The organism is Gilliamella sp. HK2 (assembly GCF_001690265.1).
Lineage (GTDB): Bacteria > Pseudomonadota > Gammaproteobacteria > Enterobacterales > Orbaceae > Gilliamella > Gilliamella apicola_C.
Genome location: NZ_LZGV01000114.1, coordinates 24250 through 41133 on the forward strand (window position 1 = coordinate 24250; position 16884 = coordinate 41133).

The following is a 16884-nucleotide window of genomic DNA, read 5'->3' on the forward strand; positions in this document are numbered from 1 at the left end:
TTAACAAAAAGGGCTCACTTTAGGAGCCCTTTTCACTTAATTGGAATAAAAAAATTATCGACGATCGGCAAAGATTCTCAATAACATAATAAATAAGTTAATGAAATCGAGATAAAGCGTTAATGCTCCTAAAATAACAAATCGTCTAAACATATTGGGGTCATCTTGTGATAATTGATCGCCTAACTCTTTAAGTTTTTGTGTATCATAAGCCGTTAACCCAGCAAAAACAAATACACCTATATAAGTAATTGCCCACATTAATGGCTGACTATGCATAAAGATATTTACTATTGAAGCAATGACAATACCAATTAACCCCATAAACAAGAAACGTCCAAATCCTGATAGATCTCGTTTAGTGGTATAACCGTAAAAAGCCAAAGCAGCAAACATACCAGCTGTAATAAAAAATACGCTTGCTATCGAAGATGATGTATAAACAATAAAGTAAATTGAGAACGTACAACCATTTAAAACTGAATAAAGCATAAATAACGTTGTCGCAACAGCCCCAGAAAGTCGATTAATTAAGCCAGAAATGACAAAAACTAATCCAATCTCAGCAATCAACAATACCCACATGCCTTGGTATAATAAGTTCAAAAGCTCAACATTACTAGATGCATACCAAGCCACCAAAGCTGTTAATAACAATCCAACTGTCATCCAACCATAGACATGGCTCATATATGTTTGAATACGGCTACCTGTTTGTTCAATGATTGAACCATTAGGCGAATAATTTTTCATTAATAACCTCTCATTAAAAAGAATGATATAACTTTGTATCATTATAACCTAAATTATATCTAAAGCCATTTTTTCAATGCCTCTTTATCTGTTTTTTTAGCTTCTACCCAATTTTGCCCGTTAGGTGTTCTTTCTTTCTTCCAAAAAGGCGCTTCGCTCTTTAATATATCTATAATAAACTCTGTGGCAGCAAATGCATCTGAGCGATGTGCACTACTCGCGCCCACAAAAACAATTTGCTCATTGGCATTAATTTCACCCACCCGATGAATTATTGCTATTCGGCTTAATTGCCAACGTTCTCTTGCTTGAGCTGCGATATTAGCTAGCACTCTTTCTGTCATACCTGCATAATGTTCTAAAAATAGGCTTATCGTTTGCTTTTCAAGACTACGAACTTTGCCCATAAAAGTGACAATAGCTCCATCTTGCGGTAATTGAGAAAGCCAATCATTAAGCTGATTAACATCAATAGGGTCGTTATTAACTTTGATAAGATCCATAATGCTATCCTCCTGTTACAGGTGGAAAGAATGCAATTTCATCGTTTTCTTGAATAATATAATCAAGATCAACCAAAGTTTGATTTACTGCACATAAAACAGCACTTTCCGTAAAAGCCAATAGCCACCGATCACCGCGTTGACTTAACTGCTCAATAAGATGAGAAACTGAAAGTTCATTAGCATCTAACATAACACACGTAGTTCCCACTAATTCTCTAATTTGTGCAAAAAAAATAACTTTATTCATCTTATCTCTACTAACTTTTTAGGCTATAAAATCACCCGACTTACCACCACTTTTGGTCAGCAAGCGCACCTGAGAAATCACTATATCTTTTTGTACAGCTTTACACATGTCATAAATAGTTAAAGCAGCGACAGAGGCTGCAACCATTGCTTCCATTTCGACACCGGTTTGCCCATTTAATCGACAAAAAGATTGAATCTTAACACAATTGTTTATTCGATCTGGTTCGATTTTAATTTCAATTTTACTCAAAAAAAGCGGGTGGCAAAGCGGGATAAGCTCCCATGTTTTTTTAGCCGCTTGAATACCAGCAATTCTTGCCGTTGCAAAAACATCTCCTTTATGATGTTTACCATCAATAATCATATTCAGTGTTTCAGTTTTCATTAAAACCAATGACTCAGCACTTGCTTCTCGCATTGTTATCTGCTTATCTGAAACATCAACCATATGAGCATCACCATGTTGATTAATATGCGAAAATGATTTGAGCATTATTTTATCCTTTACAATTTATTCTCATTAACTATAGCCAAGATAGCAAATTTTACGAATAGTTACCACTATTGCATATTAGTTTACCAACTAATATATCTCGGTGAACAAACAAATTTTTCTGTAATAATAAATTGCCTTTGATAGCTTTTGCGGGTTAAGTAAAAACTGCGTACAATATAGCTTTATATTAATCGTAACATTTGTGATTTTTGATGCTTATTGCTCATATAGCCTTGCCTGTACCACTTTACCAACTGTTTGATTACCAATTGGCGAAACCTGTTCAGATTGGAATGCGGGTGAAAGTGCCTTTTGGCAAACGTAACATAATAGGAATTATTGTTAGTATTGATGAAAAAACTGAGTTTGATATAAAAAACTTAAAATCAATTACGACAGTTATTGATACAGAGCCTGTTTTTCCCCCTTCTATCTGGCAATTATTAGAGTGGGCGGCTAGTTATTACCATTATCCTATTGGTGAAGTTTTATTCCATGCTATGCCTATTTTACTCAGGCAAGGGCACCAAGCAGTCAAAGATGAGGCAAAACGATGGCAATTAACAGCATTAGGAAAACATATAGATCTGCAATTGCTATCTCGTGCTCCAAAACAAAAGTTATTATTATCTTCATTTAGAAATAATACTATACCTGACACGAATGTAAGTAGTGCCACGTATAACGAATTACAAAAGAAACAACTTATAGAACAAGTCACCTATCTGCCTAGTAATATTCAATGGCAAACAAATTTTTCAACTAATGCTAGCTCTATTCAACTAAATAAAGAACAGACCCATGCTATAAATGCAGTGAATGAGGAAAATAACCAATTTAAGGTATTTTTGCTACAAGGAGTGACTGGATCAGGTAAGACTGAAGTGTATCTAAATGTGCTATCGACTATTTTAGCAGCAGGGAAACAAGCGTTAGTATTAGTTCCTGAAATTGGCTTAACACCACAAACAATAAAACGTTTTAAACAACGCTTTAATGCACCTATTGATATTTTACACTCAGGATTAACAGATAAGCAAAGGCTTAACGTTTGGTTAAGAAGCAAACATGGAGAAAATGCTATTGTTGTTGGTACTCGTTCATCGCTTTTTACCCCATTTAAAAACCTAGGAATGATTATTATTGATGAAGAACATGATAATTCCTATAAACAGCAAGAAGGCTGGCGTTATCATGCGCGAGATTTAGCAATTATTCGCGCTAAATTTAATAATATTCCAATTATTTTAGGTTCAGCAACCCCATCTCTTGAAACACTTAATAATGCGCAAAACAAAAAATACCATTTATTGCCATTAACGGAAAGAGCAGGTAATGCAACACTAGCTAAACAATCAATTTTGGATATACGTGGGTTAGTGCTTACTTCTGGCTTATCTCAACCTTTAATTGAACAAATAAAAAAACATTTGTCTAACAATAATCAGGTAATGTTATTTTTAAATCGTCGAGGATTTTCACCACTATTGATATGCCATGATTGCGGTTGGATTGCCGAATGCCCCCGTTGTGATAGGCCTTACACATTTCATCAAAAACAAAAAAAACTAATTTGCCACTATTGCGATACGCCAAGAACAGTGCCGAAACAGTGTCCAAAATGTGGCTCTACACATTTAATGCCAATTGGGTTTGGAACGGAACAACTTGAACAACAACTTGAAGTGCTTTTTCCTTACATCAAGATCAGCCGTATTGATCGCGATACAGTTAGTAAAAAAGGTTCATTAGATACCTATCTACAAACGATCCAACAAGGTGGTGCACATATTTTAGTTGGTACACAAATTTTGGCTAAAGGGCATCATTTTCCTGATGTTACTTTAGTTGGAATTATTGATGTCGACGGCGCTTTATTTTCAAGCGATTTTCGTGCAACTGAACGATTTGCTCAAATTTATACTCAAGTATCAGGAAGAGCTGGTCGTGAAGCAAAAGCGGGGGAAGTTATTTTACAAACTCATCATCCAGATCACCCTTTGTTGAACATTTTACTGACTAAAGGCTATCAACAATTTGCTAAACTAACACTGCAAGAGCGGCAACAAACACAATTACCGCCATTTAGTTACCAAGCATTAATTCGTGCTGCAGATCGGAATAACCATTATGCTCCTGCATTTTTACAGCATATTCATGATTGGTTAAAAGTACATTATGGGCCTGCTTTATGGCAACTTGGACCAATGCCAGCTAGCCAACCGAAGAAAGCAGGTTACCATCGTTGGCAATTACTCCTTCAGCATACAAATAGACAACAATTACAACAAATATTAGATCAATTATTAATAACAATCGCTAAATGGAGTGAAACATCAAAATTGAGATGGAGTATTGATGTAGATCCTATCGATAATTAACGTAATATTATTTCCACCAATACCAATTGGTGGAAATAATAAATTATAATGTTATTTTACCAGCATTTTTGTCCAGTGTTGCCTGTCCGATACCTGAAACTTCTTTTAACTGCTCAACTGAAACAAAAGGCCCAAATTTTTCTCGATATTCTATAATCTTCTGAGCTTTATTCGGGCCAATTCCACTCAACATTTTTGATAGCTCTTCTGCTGTTGCAGTATTTATATTTACTTGAACAATTTGTTTTTGTTCCTGTTTTATTGGCTCTGGTGTTGTAGAAGCCGAATCGGCAAAACTTGTGTTTGAAAAAATAAAGCTTGATAACATAATACATAATAATGGAAATACTTTCATTTGATTAACCTCTTAAAATAGTTACGCAAATAAATTTGCTTTACAACTATCTCACTTAATCAAATGAAAAAATTTCATGAATAATAAAAATGAGAAAAGCCACCTAGGTGACTTTCCATTTTTGCTATTATTTCTACTATTTTGGAGGTTAAATCACAAATTTGCATCAGGCATAATTTCTATCTTAGCCTTAGAACGTATATCTGTGGCAAGATAATAATGCATATCATTAAGTAATATAGGTAATAGTTCTGAAGAAATATCTTTGTATTCTTTTGGTGTATCTACCTTAGTTAGCGCAACAATATACGCTGTTTTATCATCCAAAAGTTCCGCACCATAAACAGGTTTTCCTGATGCTAAAGGGTGTAAATTAAAAACCATATTAACAACGTTTTGATCAATTTCGGTTGAATTTCGATTCAACGTATATTTTTTTGCAAACTGTACGTTTTTAGCACTTCCTTTTTCATTTAGTTGAACCAATGCATTATCAATATTTGATTTAAATTGTTTTTTAGCCATTTCTGCAAAAAGCTTTTTATGGATTTCATCTTTAACTTCATCAAAAGGGGCAATGCCTTCAGGGCGATAATCAACTGTTTGTACAACAAAATCATACTTTCCATAATTTCTATCTGCTGTTATTAAATCAGAAATTTTATTAGTTGCTTTCTCATCAACAATCATTTCGTCACTAAAAATGACATCTCTCACTTCAGGATGAGAAGCAATCGAAAACTTATCATTGAAAGTGATCCAATCCGAAGTTCTTACTTCAAGACCAACTTTTTCAGCAAGTTCTTCAATGTTCTTAGGAGATTTTTTCAAAGCAGCATTAATCATTTTTTCTTGCTTTTCTAAAGCTTGTTGTATTTTTTGCTTAGTTAACTTTGAATCAATTTGATATTTTGCATAATCATAATCCATAAATTTTTTAGATTGCATACCATCCAATTTTACTATCACATACCCATCATCCACAGCGATTGGCAAGGAAGTTTTACCTACTTTATTCAACTTAGCATCTTTAAGAAATTTAGGTAAAGAATCATCATCAGCAAACCAGCCCAAAAAACTGTTCTCACCATATGGAGAGGTATGATTATCTTGTTGGTTTGTTTTAACCATCTTTTCGAAATCAGCTCCAGAAGAAAGTTCTTTAGCAATTTTATTAGCTTGTTCTTTATCGGTTACAAAAATTATACTGTAAGCTTTCTTTGCTGGATATGAATAATTTTTAATGTTTTTATCATATTCATTTCTTAAATCACTTTCAGTAACAACAATTGTTTTTCTTATTAAGTCTTCAGAAGCCACGATATATTTAACTTTTACTCGTTCACTTTTAAAAAACTCTTTGGGATGTTCATCATAATATTTTTGTTCATCATCTAACGTAACATTTAATTCATCAATACCACCTATAGAAGTATCAACTAAAGTAGCGTATACATTTCTAGTTTGATTTTTGAGTGAGCCTATTTCGGAGTCATTTGGCAAAACAAAGCCACTATTTACTATAGCATTAACAGTTTGTTGTTGTTGTAATACGGTTCTTATAATTTCGGCATAACTATCTGGAGTGAAATGATTTTCAGCAAGAAGATTTAAATAAGTTTGATTATCAAATTTACCATTTTTGAAAAAGTCTCTTTGTTTCTTAATAAACTTTTTAATCTGATCATTACTAATAGCTACACCAATACTTTGCGAAAACTTATAAGCTAAATAATTATCAATTTGATGAGATAATACATTACGGCGTATCTGCTTAATAAAAGAACTATCACCGCCAGCCTTTGCTGTTAAAGCTCTTGCTTGGGCTTCAAATTCAGCTCTGCTAATACCCTCACCATCAACTTTTGCTATGTACAGCTGCTGATCTCGTGGGCTATTACCACCGCTAAAGCCCAAAAATCCGACGCCTGTGAAAATAAAACATAAAATAATTATTGCAAAAATAATCTTAACAAAAATATTATTTGCTGCTGTTCGGATTGTTTCCATCATTTCTTGCGATTCTCCATATACCTAATGTTGAATTTTGAAAGTATAGCACATTTAACTAAATTGGCTATTGCCAGAATGTTAAGCCTCAAAAAAAAGATCAACATAAAGTTGATCTTTTTTTAAATTATAAGATAGATTAATTTAATCTAACAGAATTCCCAACATTATTTTTTACTTTCTTTATAGCTTTTTTCGCTGGTTGCTTCAATGTGACTTTTTTATCTATTGGCTCTATACCTAATGGATTATTTTTTAGCGCAATTGTGAGCACTTCATCAATCCATTTTACTGGGCGTATATCAATTTCAGATTTCACATTATCAGGGATTTCTTCCAAATCTTTAACATTATCCATTGGAATCAATACCGTTTTAATCCCGCCTCGGTGAGCAGCTAATAACTTCTCTTTTAGTCCCCCAATAGGTAATACCTCTCCACGTAATGTTATTTCACCCGTCATCGCAACATCCGAACAAACAGGGTTGCCTGTTAATGTTGAAATTAATGAGGTACACATAGCTATACCCGCACTTGGTCCATCTTTGGGAGTTGCACCATCTGGCACATGTACATGGATGTCTCGCTTTTCATAAAAATCACTATTAATACCCAATTTTTCTGCACGAGATCGAACAACTGTCAAGGCTGTTTGTATTGACTCTTGCATAACATCGCCTAATGAGCCTGTATAAGTTAATTTTCCCTTACCTATTACACTTACTGATTCAATAGTAAGTAAGTCACCACCTACTTCTGTCCATGCAAGACCAATAACCTGACCGATTCGGTTCTCATTATCCGTTTTACCATAATCGAAACGCTGTATCCCCAAGAAATCTTTTAAGTTATTCTGTGTCACAGTTACTTTCTTCAATTTGCTGTCTAACGCCAATTTTTTAACAACTTTACGGCAAATTTTTGCAATCTCTCTTTCTAAGCCTCGAACGCCTGCTTCGCGCGTATAATAACGAATAATTCCAATAATGGCTGAGTCATCAATACTAATTTCTCTTGATTTTAAGCCATTGTTTTCTATCTGCTTAGCGATCAAATGTTGCTTAGCAATATTCAGCTTCTCGTCCTCCGTATAACCAGAAAGGCGAATAACTTCCATTCTATCCAATAATGGCGCTGGAATATTCATAGAATTAGCAGTTGCAACAAACATTACATCGGATAAATCGTAATCAACTTCCAAATAATGGTCACTAAATGCATTATTTTGTTCTGGATCAAGCACTTCTAATAATGCTGATGCAGGATCACCACGCATATCAGTTGCCATCTTATCAATTTCATCTAGTAAAAATAATGGATTTTTAACCCCCACTTTTGCCATACGTTGAATCAATTTACCTGGCATCGAACCAATGTAAGTGCGTCTATGCCCTCGAATCTCAGCCTCATCGCGCACGCCACCTAATGCCATACGAATATACTGACGTCCTGTTGCTTTAGCTATCGATTGACCCAGTGATGTTTTACCTACTCCTGGGGGACCAACCAAACATAAAATAGGTCCTTTCACTTTATTAACGCGACTTTGAACTGCTAAATATTCTAAAATTCTATCTTTTACACGTTCAAGTCCATAATGATCTTTATCTAAAACTTTTTGTGCCCCTTCAATATCTTTTCTAACTTTACTACACTTATACCAAGGAACTTGAATCATCCAATCAATATAACCTCGAACAACCGTTGCTTCTGCGGACATTGCTGGCATCATTTTTAACTTATTAAGTTCAGCTAATGCTTTATCCTCAGCCTCTTTTGGCATTTTAGCTTTAGTGATTTTTTCTTTTAGCTCTTCGTATTCATCAGTCTTATTATCTATATCACCTAATTCTTTATGGATAGCTTTAATTTGCTCATTGAGATAATACTCTTTTTGAGCTTTTTCCATTTGCTGTTTAACACGTTGCCGTATATTTTTTTCAACTTGTAATAATTCAATTTCTGATTCCATCAATGAAATAAGCAATTCAAAACGTTTAGCAAGGTTAACTGTTACTAAAATCTCTTGTTTTTGATTAACTTTTAAAAATAGAGTAGCAGCAATAGAATCAGCTAAATGAGATGGCTCTTTAAGTAAACGAATAGAATCAACCACTTCCTGAGCTATTTTTTTATTAAACTTTGAGTACTCATCAAAATTAGATAAAGTTAAGCGAATCATAGCCTCACTTATATCTGAAGCCATTTTTGTTTCACTTAATGGTTTAACCTCAGCAATGAAAAATTCATTGTCGTCATGCTCAACTACATCAAGCATTTTTGCTCGTTCAACACCTTCAACAAGAACCTTCACTGTTCCATCAGGTAATTCTAGTAGCTGTAAAACATTAGCTACAGTTCCAACTTCATATAAATCATCTATAGCAGGATCATCTTGAGATGGATCTTTTTGGGTTACAAGAAAGACTTGTTTATCCATTTCCATTGCCCTTTCCAAGCAACGTATTGATTTACTTCGACCAACAAAGAGAGGGATTACCATATGAGGAAATACAACAACATCACGTAATGGTAAAATAGGCATAATTATATGTTTAGTTCGTTTTATATTCATTTTATTCTCTCTAGTAGTACAAACCCATTAGATAAATATTGGGATCGTTTTTAGATATTCAAGCCTATCTTTTTTGATTAAAATTACACTAGTTATGAAACATTATTAGCAGTATTGGCAACTTTAGTACTAATTCTTAGTTTACATGTTTTGCCATCATATTTATGATGGCAAATTTATATTTTAAGCAGAAAGTTCATCACTTTCACAATGTACTAATTTCGGAGCTTGAGATCTTTCAACAGTATCTTTGTCTACAATCACTTTTTTAATAGTATTCATTGATGGTAAGTCATACATTGTATCCAATAATATATTTTCCACAATTGAACGCAAACCTCGTGCTCCTGTTTTTCGTTGCATCGCCTTTATAGCAATAGCATCTAGAGCTTCTTTAGTAAACTCAAGCTCTACACCATCTAACTCAATTAACGTTTTAAATTGCTTAGTTAGGGCATTTTTAGGTTCAGTTAGTATATTAATTAAGGCATTTTTATCCAATTCAGATAATGTACCAATAACAGGTAATCTTCCAATAAACTCTGGAATTAAGCCAAACTTAACTAAGTCTTCAGCCTCGATTTGAGCTAATAGTTCCGATTCAGAAACTTTATTTTTAGTACTTTTAACCTCAGCACCAAAACCTATTCCTGTATTAGTTGATACACGATTTTCGATGACTTTATCCAATCCACTAAATGCACCACCACAAATAAATAGAATTTTTGAAGTATCAACTTGTAGAAACTCTTGCTGAGGATGCTTACGCCCACCTTTTGGAGGAACTGAAGCAATAGTACCTTCAATAATCTTCAATAAAGCCTGTTGAACGCCTTCGCCTGATACATCTCTGGTAATAGATGGATTATCTGATTTTCGTGAAATTTTATCAATTTCATCAACATAGATAATACCCCGCTGGGCTTTTTCAACATCATAATCACAATTCTGTAATAATTTTTGAATAATATTTTCTACATCTTCACCAACATAACCAGCTTCAGTTAATGTTGTCGCATCAGCCATGGCAAAAGGCACATCTAAAAAACGAGCTAGTGTTTCAGCTAATAACGTTTTGCCACTACCAGTAGGTCCTATGAGCAAGATATTACTTTTGCCTAATTCAACATCAGCGCGACTCGCATGATTACGTAATCGTTTGTAATGATTATAGACAGCGACAGATAAAACTTTTTTGGCTTTCTCTTGACCAATTACATATTCATCAAGATGCTCTCTGATTTCATGTGGTGTTGGCAGTGTCTTATTAATAAATTCTTCATAGGAAAGAGAACTTTTCGTTTCTTCTTTTAATATCTCATTGCATAAGCCTATACATTCGTTACAAATATAAATAGATTCTGGCCCAGCAATAAGTTTACGGACTTCATGCTCACTTTTACTACAAAAAGTGCAATAAAGTAATTTTTCTGAACTTTTCTTATTCACTTTTACCACCTACCTAATATTAAGATCGTTTACTAAATATGGCATCAACTAGGCCATATTCAACTGCTTTATCGGCAGACATAAAATTATCACGATCGGTATCTTTTTCAATCACACTAATATCTTGGCCGGTGTGCATGGCTAAAATATTATTTAAGCGGTTTTTTACCTGTAAAATCTCTTGTGCATGTATTTGGATATCTGAAGCCTGCCCTTGGAAGCCACCTAATGGTTGGTGAATCATTACACGGGCATTAGGTAAGCAATAACGTTTACCTTTAGTGCCAGCTGTTAAAAGTAATGACCCCATTGAACATGCTTGTCCTAAACAAATTGTACTGACATCGGGTTTTATAAATTGCATTGTGTCATAAATAGCCATGCCAGCAGTAACGACACCACCAGGTGAATTAATATATAAATAGATATCTTTATCAGGATTTTCAGCTTCTAAAAATAACATTTGAGCGATAATCAGATTTGCCATATTATCTTCAACTTGCCCAGTCAAAAATATAACTCGCTCTTTTAATAATCGTGAGTAAATATCATAAGCTCTCTCACCACGAGAACTTTGCTCAACAACCATTGGAACAACACCCATATATGATTCTAAAGGCATTTTTATCTCCTAATTAACAAAATAGCCCAAACAGACAATTCTTATTTGGGCTTTATAGTGATCTTTTTATATAAAATGAAAAGACTAGTAAGTTAAGCTGTTTGCTGATTCATTAATTCGGAAAACGAATAATTCTTTTCTGTTACTTTGGCACTAGCCAACAACAGATCGACAACTTGATCTTCTAGTGCTACCGCTCGAATATTATCCATCGCTTTTTTATCTTTACGATAATATTCTAAAACTTCTTTTGGATCTTCATATGCAGTTGCAATTTCATCAATTAATGCCTGAACACGCGATTCATCTGCTGTTAATTTATTGCTTTCAATAATTTCGCTAAACAACAAACCAGTAACAACGCGTTTTTTAGCCTCAGCTTCAAATAATTCTTTTGGTAATTCCATACCTGGTTTTACATTACCACCAAAACGAGATAAAGCTTGCTGACGTAATACATCAACCTCACGGTCAACTAATGCCTCAGGCACATCAATTTCATTATTTTTAACCAAACCATCAATAGCTTGAATTTTGACTTTATTGCGAATTGTCGCATTGAGCTCTCTTGTCATGTTCTTACGAACTTCAGATCGTAAGCTTTCAATAGTGCCATCAGCAATACCGAAGCGTTTAATGACATCTTCTGTAAGTTCTGGCAATTCTAGCTCTTCAACCTTTTTAAGTGTTGCCGCAAATACAGCTGGCTTACCTTTTAGATTTTCAGCATGATAATCGTCAGGGAAAGTCACATTAATTTCAAACTGATCACCCGCTTTATGCCCTATAATTGCATCTTCAAAACCAGGAATCATACGACCTTGCCCTAATACTAATGCAAAATCATTAGCCTTACCACCTTCAAATTCGGCATCATCAACTTTACCAACAAAATCCAAAGTAACACGATACTGCTCTTTAGCTTCTTTATCTGCTTCTTTCCAAACACCTTGCTGTTTGCGTAAGGTTTCAATCATAGTTTCAACATCCGCATCAGCTACTTCAGCAATAGGTTTTTCAACTTCAATTTTATCTAAATTTTCAACTTTGACTTCTGGATAAACTTCAAATTCAACAGTAAAGGTATAATCTTCGCCCTTTTTATATTCTTGTGGTGTATAAGTTGGAGCACCAACCGGATTTAATTTTTCTTGAATAATTGCTTCAACAAAATTTCGTTGCATTAAGTCACTTAATGCATCTTGTAAAATAGAAGCACCATAACGTTGTTCAACAATTTTTAAAGGCACTTTTCCCTTACGGAAGCCATCAATACGTACTTTTTTTGCCGTATTAATAAGTTCTTTATCAACCGCTTTCGTAATATCTTCAGCTTTAATTATAATTGATAAACGTCGACCTAAACCTTGTGTTGTTTCTACCGAAACTTGCATCTTTATACCTCGAAATTATTGAATATTATCTGCCCATATTTATATAAAAACGATAACTGAGCTAAAAAATTTAAAAATAGGCGTGCATTATACCGACCGCAACCGCTTACGTCGAGACATTTCACTGTTTCTTCTCAAGTGCCTTCAAACGTTTATTCATTTCGTCAATATGTAAAACTAATGAAGCCGTTTTTCGCCAAACTTTATTTTCTTGCAATGGAATACCTGATGAATAAATCCCTGGTTCAGTAATTGGGCGCATAACCATACCCATACCAGTTATGGTAACTTGATCACATATTTCCATATGCCCATTAATAACACTTGCACCACCAATTAAGCAATGACGACCAATAGTTAAGCTCCCTGCCATAATAACGCCACCAGCAACCGCTGTATGATCCCCGATAATATCGTTATGAGCAATCTGGCATTGATTATCTATAATAACGCCATTACCGATAATAGTATCATCAAGCGCTCCCCGATCGATTGTCGTTGAAGCGCCAATTTCAACGTTATTACCAATAACAACTCGACCTAGTTGAGGAATTTTAATCCACTTACCTTTATCATTAGCGTAACCAAATCCATCTGCACCAATTACAGTTCCTGATTGAATTAAGCAATTGTCGCCAATAACACAATTATGATAAACAGAAACATTAGCCCATAATTTTGTTCCTGCACCTATTGTGGTATTTTTACCTACAAAACTACCAGCACCTATAACGCAATTATCGCCTAACACTACACCGCTTTCAATAACTGCGTTAGCGCCTATTGATATATTACAACCTAATTTAGCTGTTGAATCAATCACTGCTGAGCTAGCGATATCCTTAGCTGGAGCAGGCGTAGTATCAAGATATTGTGCCAATTTTGCATATGCAAGATATGGATCTTTAACAATCAGAGCTGCACCATGCCAGAATTTAAGGCTTTCTTCTGTCATTACAACAGCAGAAGCCTTGCACTCTAACAAATTATTTTGTAATTTTTTGTCAGATAAAAAAGTAATTTGACCTGACATTGCACTTTTCATTGATGCAATACCAGTGATAGTTAAATCAGCATCACCGTGTAATTTAGCATCAAGTTGCTTAGCTAGTTGCTCTAAACGAAAAGCAAACATTATTTTTTAACCTTTGCCAATACTTTATCTGAAATATCAACCGCATCTGAAGCTGATAATGTAGCTTCGGCTTTTAAGATAAGATCGTACTTTTCTGTCTCAACAATATCTTTAACAGCTTCTTGGATTTTAGTTAATAATTTGCCTGCTTCTTCTGTTTCACGTTTACGATAATCAGCTGAAAAAGCTTTCGCTTTATTTTCAAAATCAGAAATCACCTTATTTAGTTTAGCTTTTTCAGAAGAAGACAAAGTTAAGCCATCTTTTTTTAGGCGAGCAGCGGCATCACCAGCTTTCTTTTCTTCGACTTGTAATGATTTGGCTCTTGCTTCAAATTCATTATCCAACGCCTTACCGACCGATTCACGTTGAGGCATACGTTGTAAAACTGACATAACATCAACCACACCAATTTTAATTTCCGCATTTGCAACGCCTGCAAAAAGAAATGCTAAACTAACACCAAGAATAGATATAATTTTCTTCACTTTAATCACCTATGTGTTTTTTATTTATAACATGGAATTACCATGTAGACCCTATATTAAATTGGAACTGTTGTGCTGAATCACCCTCATATTTCTTAAGTGGTTGAGCATAAGAAAAGACCAAAGGACCTAATGGTGACATCCATTGTACTGCAATACCAGCCGACATTCTAATATCCGATGGAGAACTATAATCTGGAATATTATTTCCTTTTAGTTTCCATTCGGTATCCCATACAGTCCCTGCATCAAAAAATAACGATGTCCTAATATTATCAGCATATTTTTCACCCGCAAATGGGGTTGGAACAATCAGCTCTGTACTAGCAAAAGCTATAGCATTACCGCCTACTGCATCTTTTGATTTTGTACACCCAGAGGTATTATCTAAACTATCACACACACCACTTTTATTAAGATATACTGCTTTAGGACCAACAGTATTGGATTTAAAACCACGTAATACTGATGCTCCTCCAGCATAAAAGTTTTCGTAAAATGGTAACTCTTTACCACCAAAACCACCTCCATAGCCAATTCTTGCTCGCGTTAAGAATATCCAATTATGGTCATTGTCAATCGGATAATAGTAAGAGGCATCTGAAACCAGTTTATAGAATCGGTTATCAAATAATGGCGCAGTGAATTTAGCGCTAGCTGTCATTTTTAAGCCATCAGTTGGGAAGAATCCACGATCTAAAGAATTATATGTCCAATAAGCGCTTAGTAATAAATCATTAGTATCGAAAGAAATAGAATTTTTATTTTTCAAATTTTCGCCCATGGAGTCAAAATAACGCCACATACTATATTGCGCTTGCATATCGGACAAATTATGATTAGCGTATTCGGCACCAAAACGAACAAAATTATTTTCACTAATAGGGAAACCTAAATTAGCTGAAGCGCCCCAAGTCTTGCTCGCATATTCTGACTCATCATCTTTATCATCGTTTTTATAGGTGTTATAGTAAATGCTACCGCCTAAACTTACACCATCAACAGTAAAATAAGGATCAACAATAGAAACAGACGCTGTTTTATCTGTATCAGTAGTGTTAATATCAAATGAGACACTATTACCTGTGCCTAACCAGTTATCTTGAGAGATACCTGCATTGAAGCTAAGACCGCTATCAGAACCGACGCCAACACCAAATTTGATACTACCCGTATTACGTTCAGCAACTTTATAAATAATATCAACTTGATCATCAACACCAGACACACGCTCGGTGTTTGCTTCAACAGTATCAAAAAAGCCAAGTCGATTTAAACGTTCTTTACCTAATTCGACTAACCCGTTACTTAACCAAGCTCCTTCCATTTGTCGAAGCTCACGACGGATTACACTTTCGCTTGTTACGGTATTTCCTACTATCTTAATATTGCGAACATAAAAACGCTCACCAACATCAACAAGAACAACTAATTTAGCCGTATGTTCTGAATCATCCATTTCTGGCTGAATGGAAACTTTTGGATATGCATAACCAAAATTAGCAAGTAAACGTTTAATGCTATCCTCAATTTCAGTAATTTTTTTACCATTATAAAGCTCACCAACGGTTACTTTTTCGTTAGCGATTTTAGCAATTGCTTCTTTATAATTTGCAAAATTACCCATAAACTCAAGTTTAGAGAGCTTATACTGTTCACCTTCATGGATATTAATTGTAACGTAAATACCTTTTTTATCTGGCGTTAAACTAACTTGTGTTGACTCAATATTGAAACGAGCATAACCACGATTTAAATAAAAACTTTGTAACTCATCCAAATCAGAGGCTAATTTTTGTTTTTGATATTTACGATCACCAAGCATATTCCACCAAGGTACTTCATCACGCAAGGTAAAACGTGAAATAAGTTCTTCTGATGAAAAAGCCTTAGCTCCAACAATATTGATCTGATCGATTAATGCTGATTTACCTTCAGCAACAACTAATTTTAAATCGACACGATTACGAGATAATGGAGTTACAACAGCTTTAATTTGAGCATTATATTTACCAACACTGTAATAAAAATCTTCTAAGCCTTTTTCAATACCTGAAAGCATAGTGCGATCTAAAGCTTCACCCTCACGAATGCCTGAACTATCTAGATTTTTCTTAAGCATGTCATTTTTAACTGACTTATTACCAGAAAAACTTATACTAGCAATAGTTGGGCGTTCTTGAACATGAACAATTAACCGATCACCATCACGAGAAATAGTAATATTATCAAAGTTTCCACTAGAATAAAGCGATTTAATTATACGCCCTAAATCCGCTTCATTAACATAATCACCAACTTGGATTGGCATTTCAAGTAATGCAGCTCCAACAGTGACACGCTGTAAACCTTCAAATTTGATATCTTTTACCACAAAATCATCAATACAAAATGCGTTAGGACTATATACTGCTGTAGTACTAAGCAACAAAGATGCTATAAGTAATTTATTTATTTTCATCGTAAATATT

General features: G+C 34.5%; 14 protein-coding genes. 1 reads left to right on the forward strand and 13 read right to left on the reverse strand.

The genetic code is table 11. The features are described 5' to 3' along the window. Positions 1–54: 54 nt before the first annotated feature. The 4 genes from A9G45_RS13055 to moaC are packed head-to-tail and all read right to left on the reverse strand — an operon-like array spanning position 55 to position 2001. The gene (locus A9G45_RS13055; RefSeq protein ID WP_065566857.1) at positions 55–753 is read right to left on the reverse strand and encodes a Bax inhibitor-1/YccA family protein; all 699 of its coding nucleotides are present in this window, start codon (positions 751–753) and stop codon (positions 55–57) included. A 59-nt stretch (positions 754–812) separates the two neighbouring features. After that, a complete protein-coding gene (gene moaE, locus A9G45_RS13060; RefSeq protein ID WP_141673701.1) occupies positions 813–1256 on the reverse strand; it encodes a molybdopterin synthase catalytic subunit MoaE in 444 nt (147 codons plus the stop codon). 4 nt (positions 1257–1260) lie between these two features. Further along, positions 1261–1506: a molybdopterin synthase sulfur carrier subunit gene (gene moaD / locus A9G45_RS13065; RefSeq protein ID WP_065566859.1), complete on the reverse strand. Its 246-nt coding sequence runs from the start codon at positions 1504–1506 to the stop codon at positions 1261–1263. Between the two features lie 18 nt (positions 1507–1524). Continuing rightward, positions 1525–2001, reverse strand: a complete 477-nt coding sequence (gene moaC / locus A9G45_RS13070) for a cyclic pyranopterin monophosphate synthase MoaC (protein WP_065566860.1) — start codon at positions 1999–2001, stop codon at positions 1525–1527. A gap of 215 nt (positions 2002–2216) precedes the next feature. On the opposite strand from moaC, the gene priA reads away from it, so the two are divergent. Next, a complete protein-coding gene (priA, locus tag A9G45_RS13075) occupies positions 2217–4385 on the forward strand; it encodes a primosomal protein N' (RefSeq protein WP_065566861.1) in 2169 nt (722 codons plus the stop codon). A 43-nt stretch (positions 4386–4428) separates the two neighbouring features. Here the strand turns inward: priA and A9G45_RS13080 are convergent, their stop codons facing one another. The 9 genes from A9G45_RS13080 to bamA form a co-directional block, all read right to left on the reverse strand. After that, entirely contained in the window at positions 4429–4740 is a 312-nt protein-coding gene (locus tag A9G45_RS13080) for a ComEA family DNA-binding protein (protein WP_065566862.1), read from the reverse strand. Positions 4741–4893: 153 nt separating this feature from the next. Then, complete coding sequence (locus tag A9G45_RS13085; protein WP_065566863.1) at positions 4894–6753, reverse strand: SurA N-terminal domain-containing protein; 1860 nt, start codon at positions 6751–6753, stop codon at positions 4894–4896. Between the two features lie 136 nt (positions 6754–6889). Next, complete coding sequence (gene lon, locus A9G45_RS13090; protein WP_081297929.1) at positions 6890–9325, reverse strand: endopeptidase La; 2436 nt, start codon at positions 9323–9325, stop codon at positions 6890–6892. 183 nt (positions 9326–9508) lie between these two features. Beyond that, positions 9509–10774, reverse strand: coding sequence for an ATP-dependent protease ATP-binding subunit ClpX (clpX, locus tag A9G45_RS13095; protein ID WP_218057135.1), 1266 nt, complete (start codon positions 10772–10774; stop codon positions 9509–9511). A 19-nt stretch (positions 10775–10793) separates the two neighbouring features. Then, the gene (clpP, locus tag A9G45_RS13100; RefSeq protein WP_065566865.1) at positions 10794–11396 is read right to left on the reverse strand and encodes an ATP-dependent Clp endopeptidase proteolytic subunit ClpP; all 603 of its coding nucleotides are present in this window, start codon (positions 11394–11396) and stop codon (positions 10794–10796) included. Positions 11397–11488: 92 nt separating this feature from the next. Further along, the gene (gene tig / locus A9G45_RS13105) at positions 11489–12790 is read right to left on the reverse strand and encodes a trigger factor (RefSeq protein WP_065566866.1); all 1302 of its coding nucleotides are present in this window, start codon (positions 12788–12790) and stop codon (positions 11489–11491) included. Positions 12791–12911: 121 nt separating this feature from the next. Beyond that, positions 12912–13925, reverse strand: coding sequence for a UDP-3-O-(3-hydroxymyristoyl)glucosamine N-acyltransferase (lpxD, locus tag A9G45_RS13110; protein ID WP_065566867.1), 1014 nt, complete (start codon positions 13923–13925; stop codon positions 12912–12914). Then, positions 13925–14413: an OmpH family outer membrane protein gene (locus tag A9G45_RS13115; protein WP_065566868.1), complete on the reverse strand. Its 489-nt coding sequence runs from the start codon at positions 14411–14413 to the stop codon at positions 13925–13927. The genes lpxD and A9G45_RS13115 overlap by 1 nt, the downstream gene beginning before the upstream one ends. A 37-nt stretch (positions 14414–14450) precedes the next feature. Beyond that, on the reverse strand, positions 14451–16874 hold the full coding sequence (gene bamA / locus A9G45_RS13120; RefSeq protein WP_065566869.1) for an outer membrane protein assembly factor BamA: 2424 nt from the start codon (positions 16872–16874) through the stop codon (positions 14451–14453). Positions 16875–16884 lie beyond the last annotated feature (10 nt).

Bases quoted from the DNA above. Each gene is read 5' to 3' on its own strand.
- A9G45_RS13080 (WP_065566862.1), bottom strand. From the start codon at position 4,740: ATGAAAGTATTTCCATTATTATGTATTATGTTATCAAGCTTTATTTTT.
- moaC (WP_065566860.1), bottom strand. From the start codon at position 2,001: ATGCTCAAATCATTTTCGCATATTAATCAACATGGTGATGCTCATATG.
- priA (WP_065566861.1), top strand. From the start codon at position 2,217: ATGCTTATTGCTCATATAGCCTTGCCTGTACCACTTTACCAACTGTTT.
- clpP (WP_065566865.1), bottom strand. From the start codon at position 11,396: ATGCCTTTAGAATCATATATGGGTGTTGTTCCAATGGTTGTTGAGCAA.
- moaD (WP_065566859.1), bottom strand. From the start codon at position 1,506: ATGAATAAAGTTATTTTTTTTGCACAAATTAGAGAATTAGTGGGAACT.
- lon (WP_081297929.1), bottom strand. From the start codon at position 9,325: ATGAATATAAAACGAACTAAACATATAATTATGCCTATTTTACCATTA.
- lpxD (WP_065566867.1), bottom strand. From the start codon at position 13,925: ATGTTTGCTTTTCGTTTAGAGCAACTAGCTAAGCAACTTGATGCTAAA.
- A9G45_RS13085 (WP_065566863.1), bottom strand. From the start codon at position 6,753: ATGATGGAAACAATCCGAACAGCAGCAAATAATATTTTTGTTAAGATT.
- A9G45_RS13055 (WP_065566857.1), bottom strand. From the start codon at position 753: ATGAAAAATTATTCGCCTAATGGTTCAATCATTGAACAAACAGGTAGC.
- moaE (WP_141673701.1), bottom strand. From the start codon at position 1,256: ATGGATCTTATCAAAGTTAATAACGACCCTATTGATGTTAATCAGCTT.
- bamA (WP_065566869.1), bottom strand. From the start codon at position 16,874: ATGAAAATAAATAAATTACTTATAGCATCTTTGTTGCTTAGTACTACA.
- tig (WP_065566866.1), bottom strand. From the start codon at position 12,790: ATGCAAGTTTCGGTAGAAACAACACAAGGTTTAGGTCGACGTTTATCA.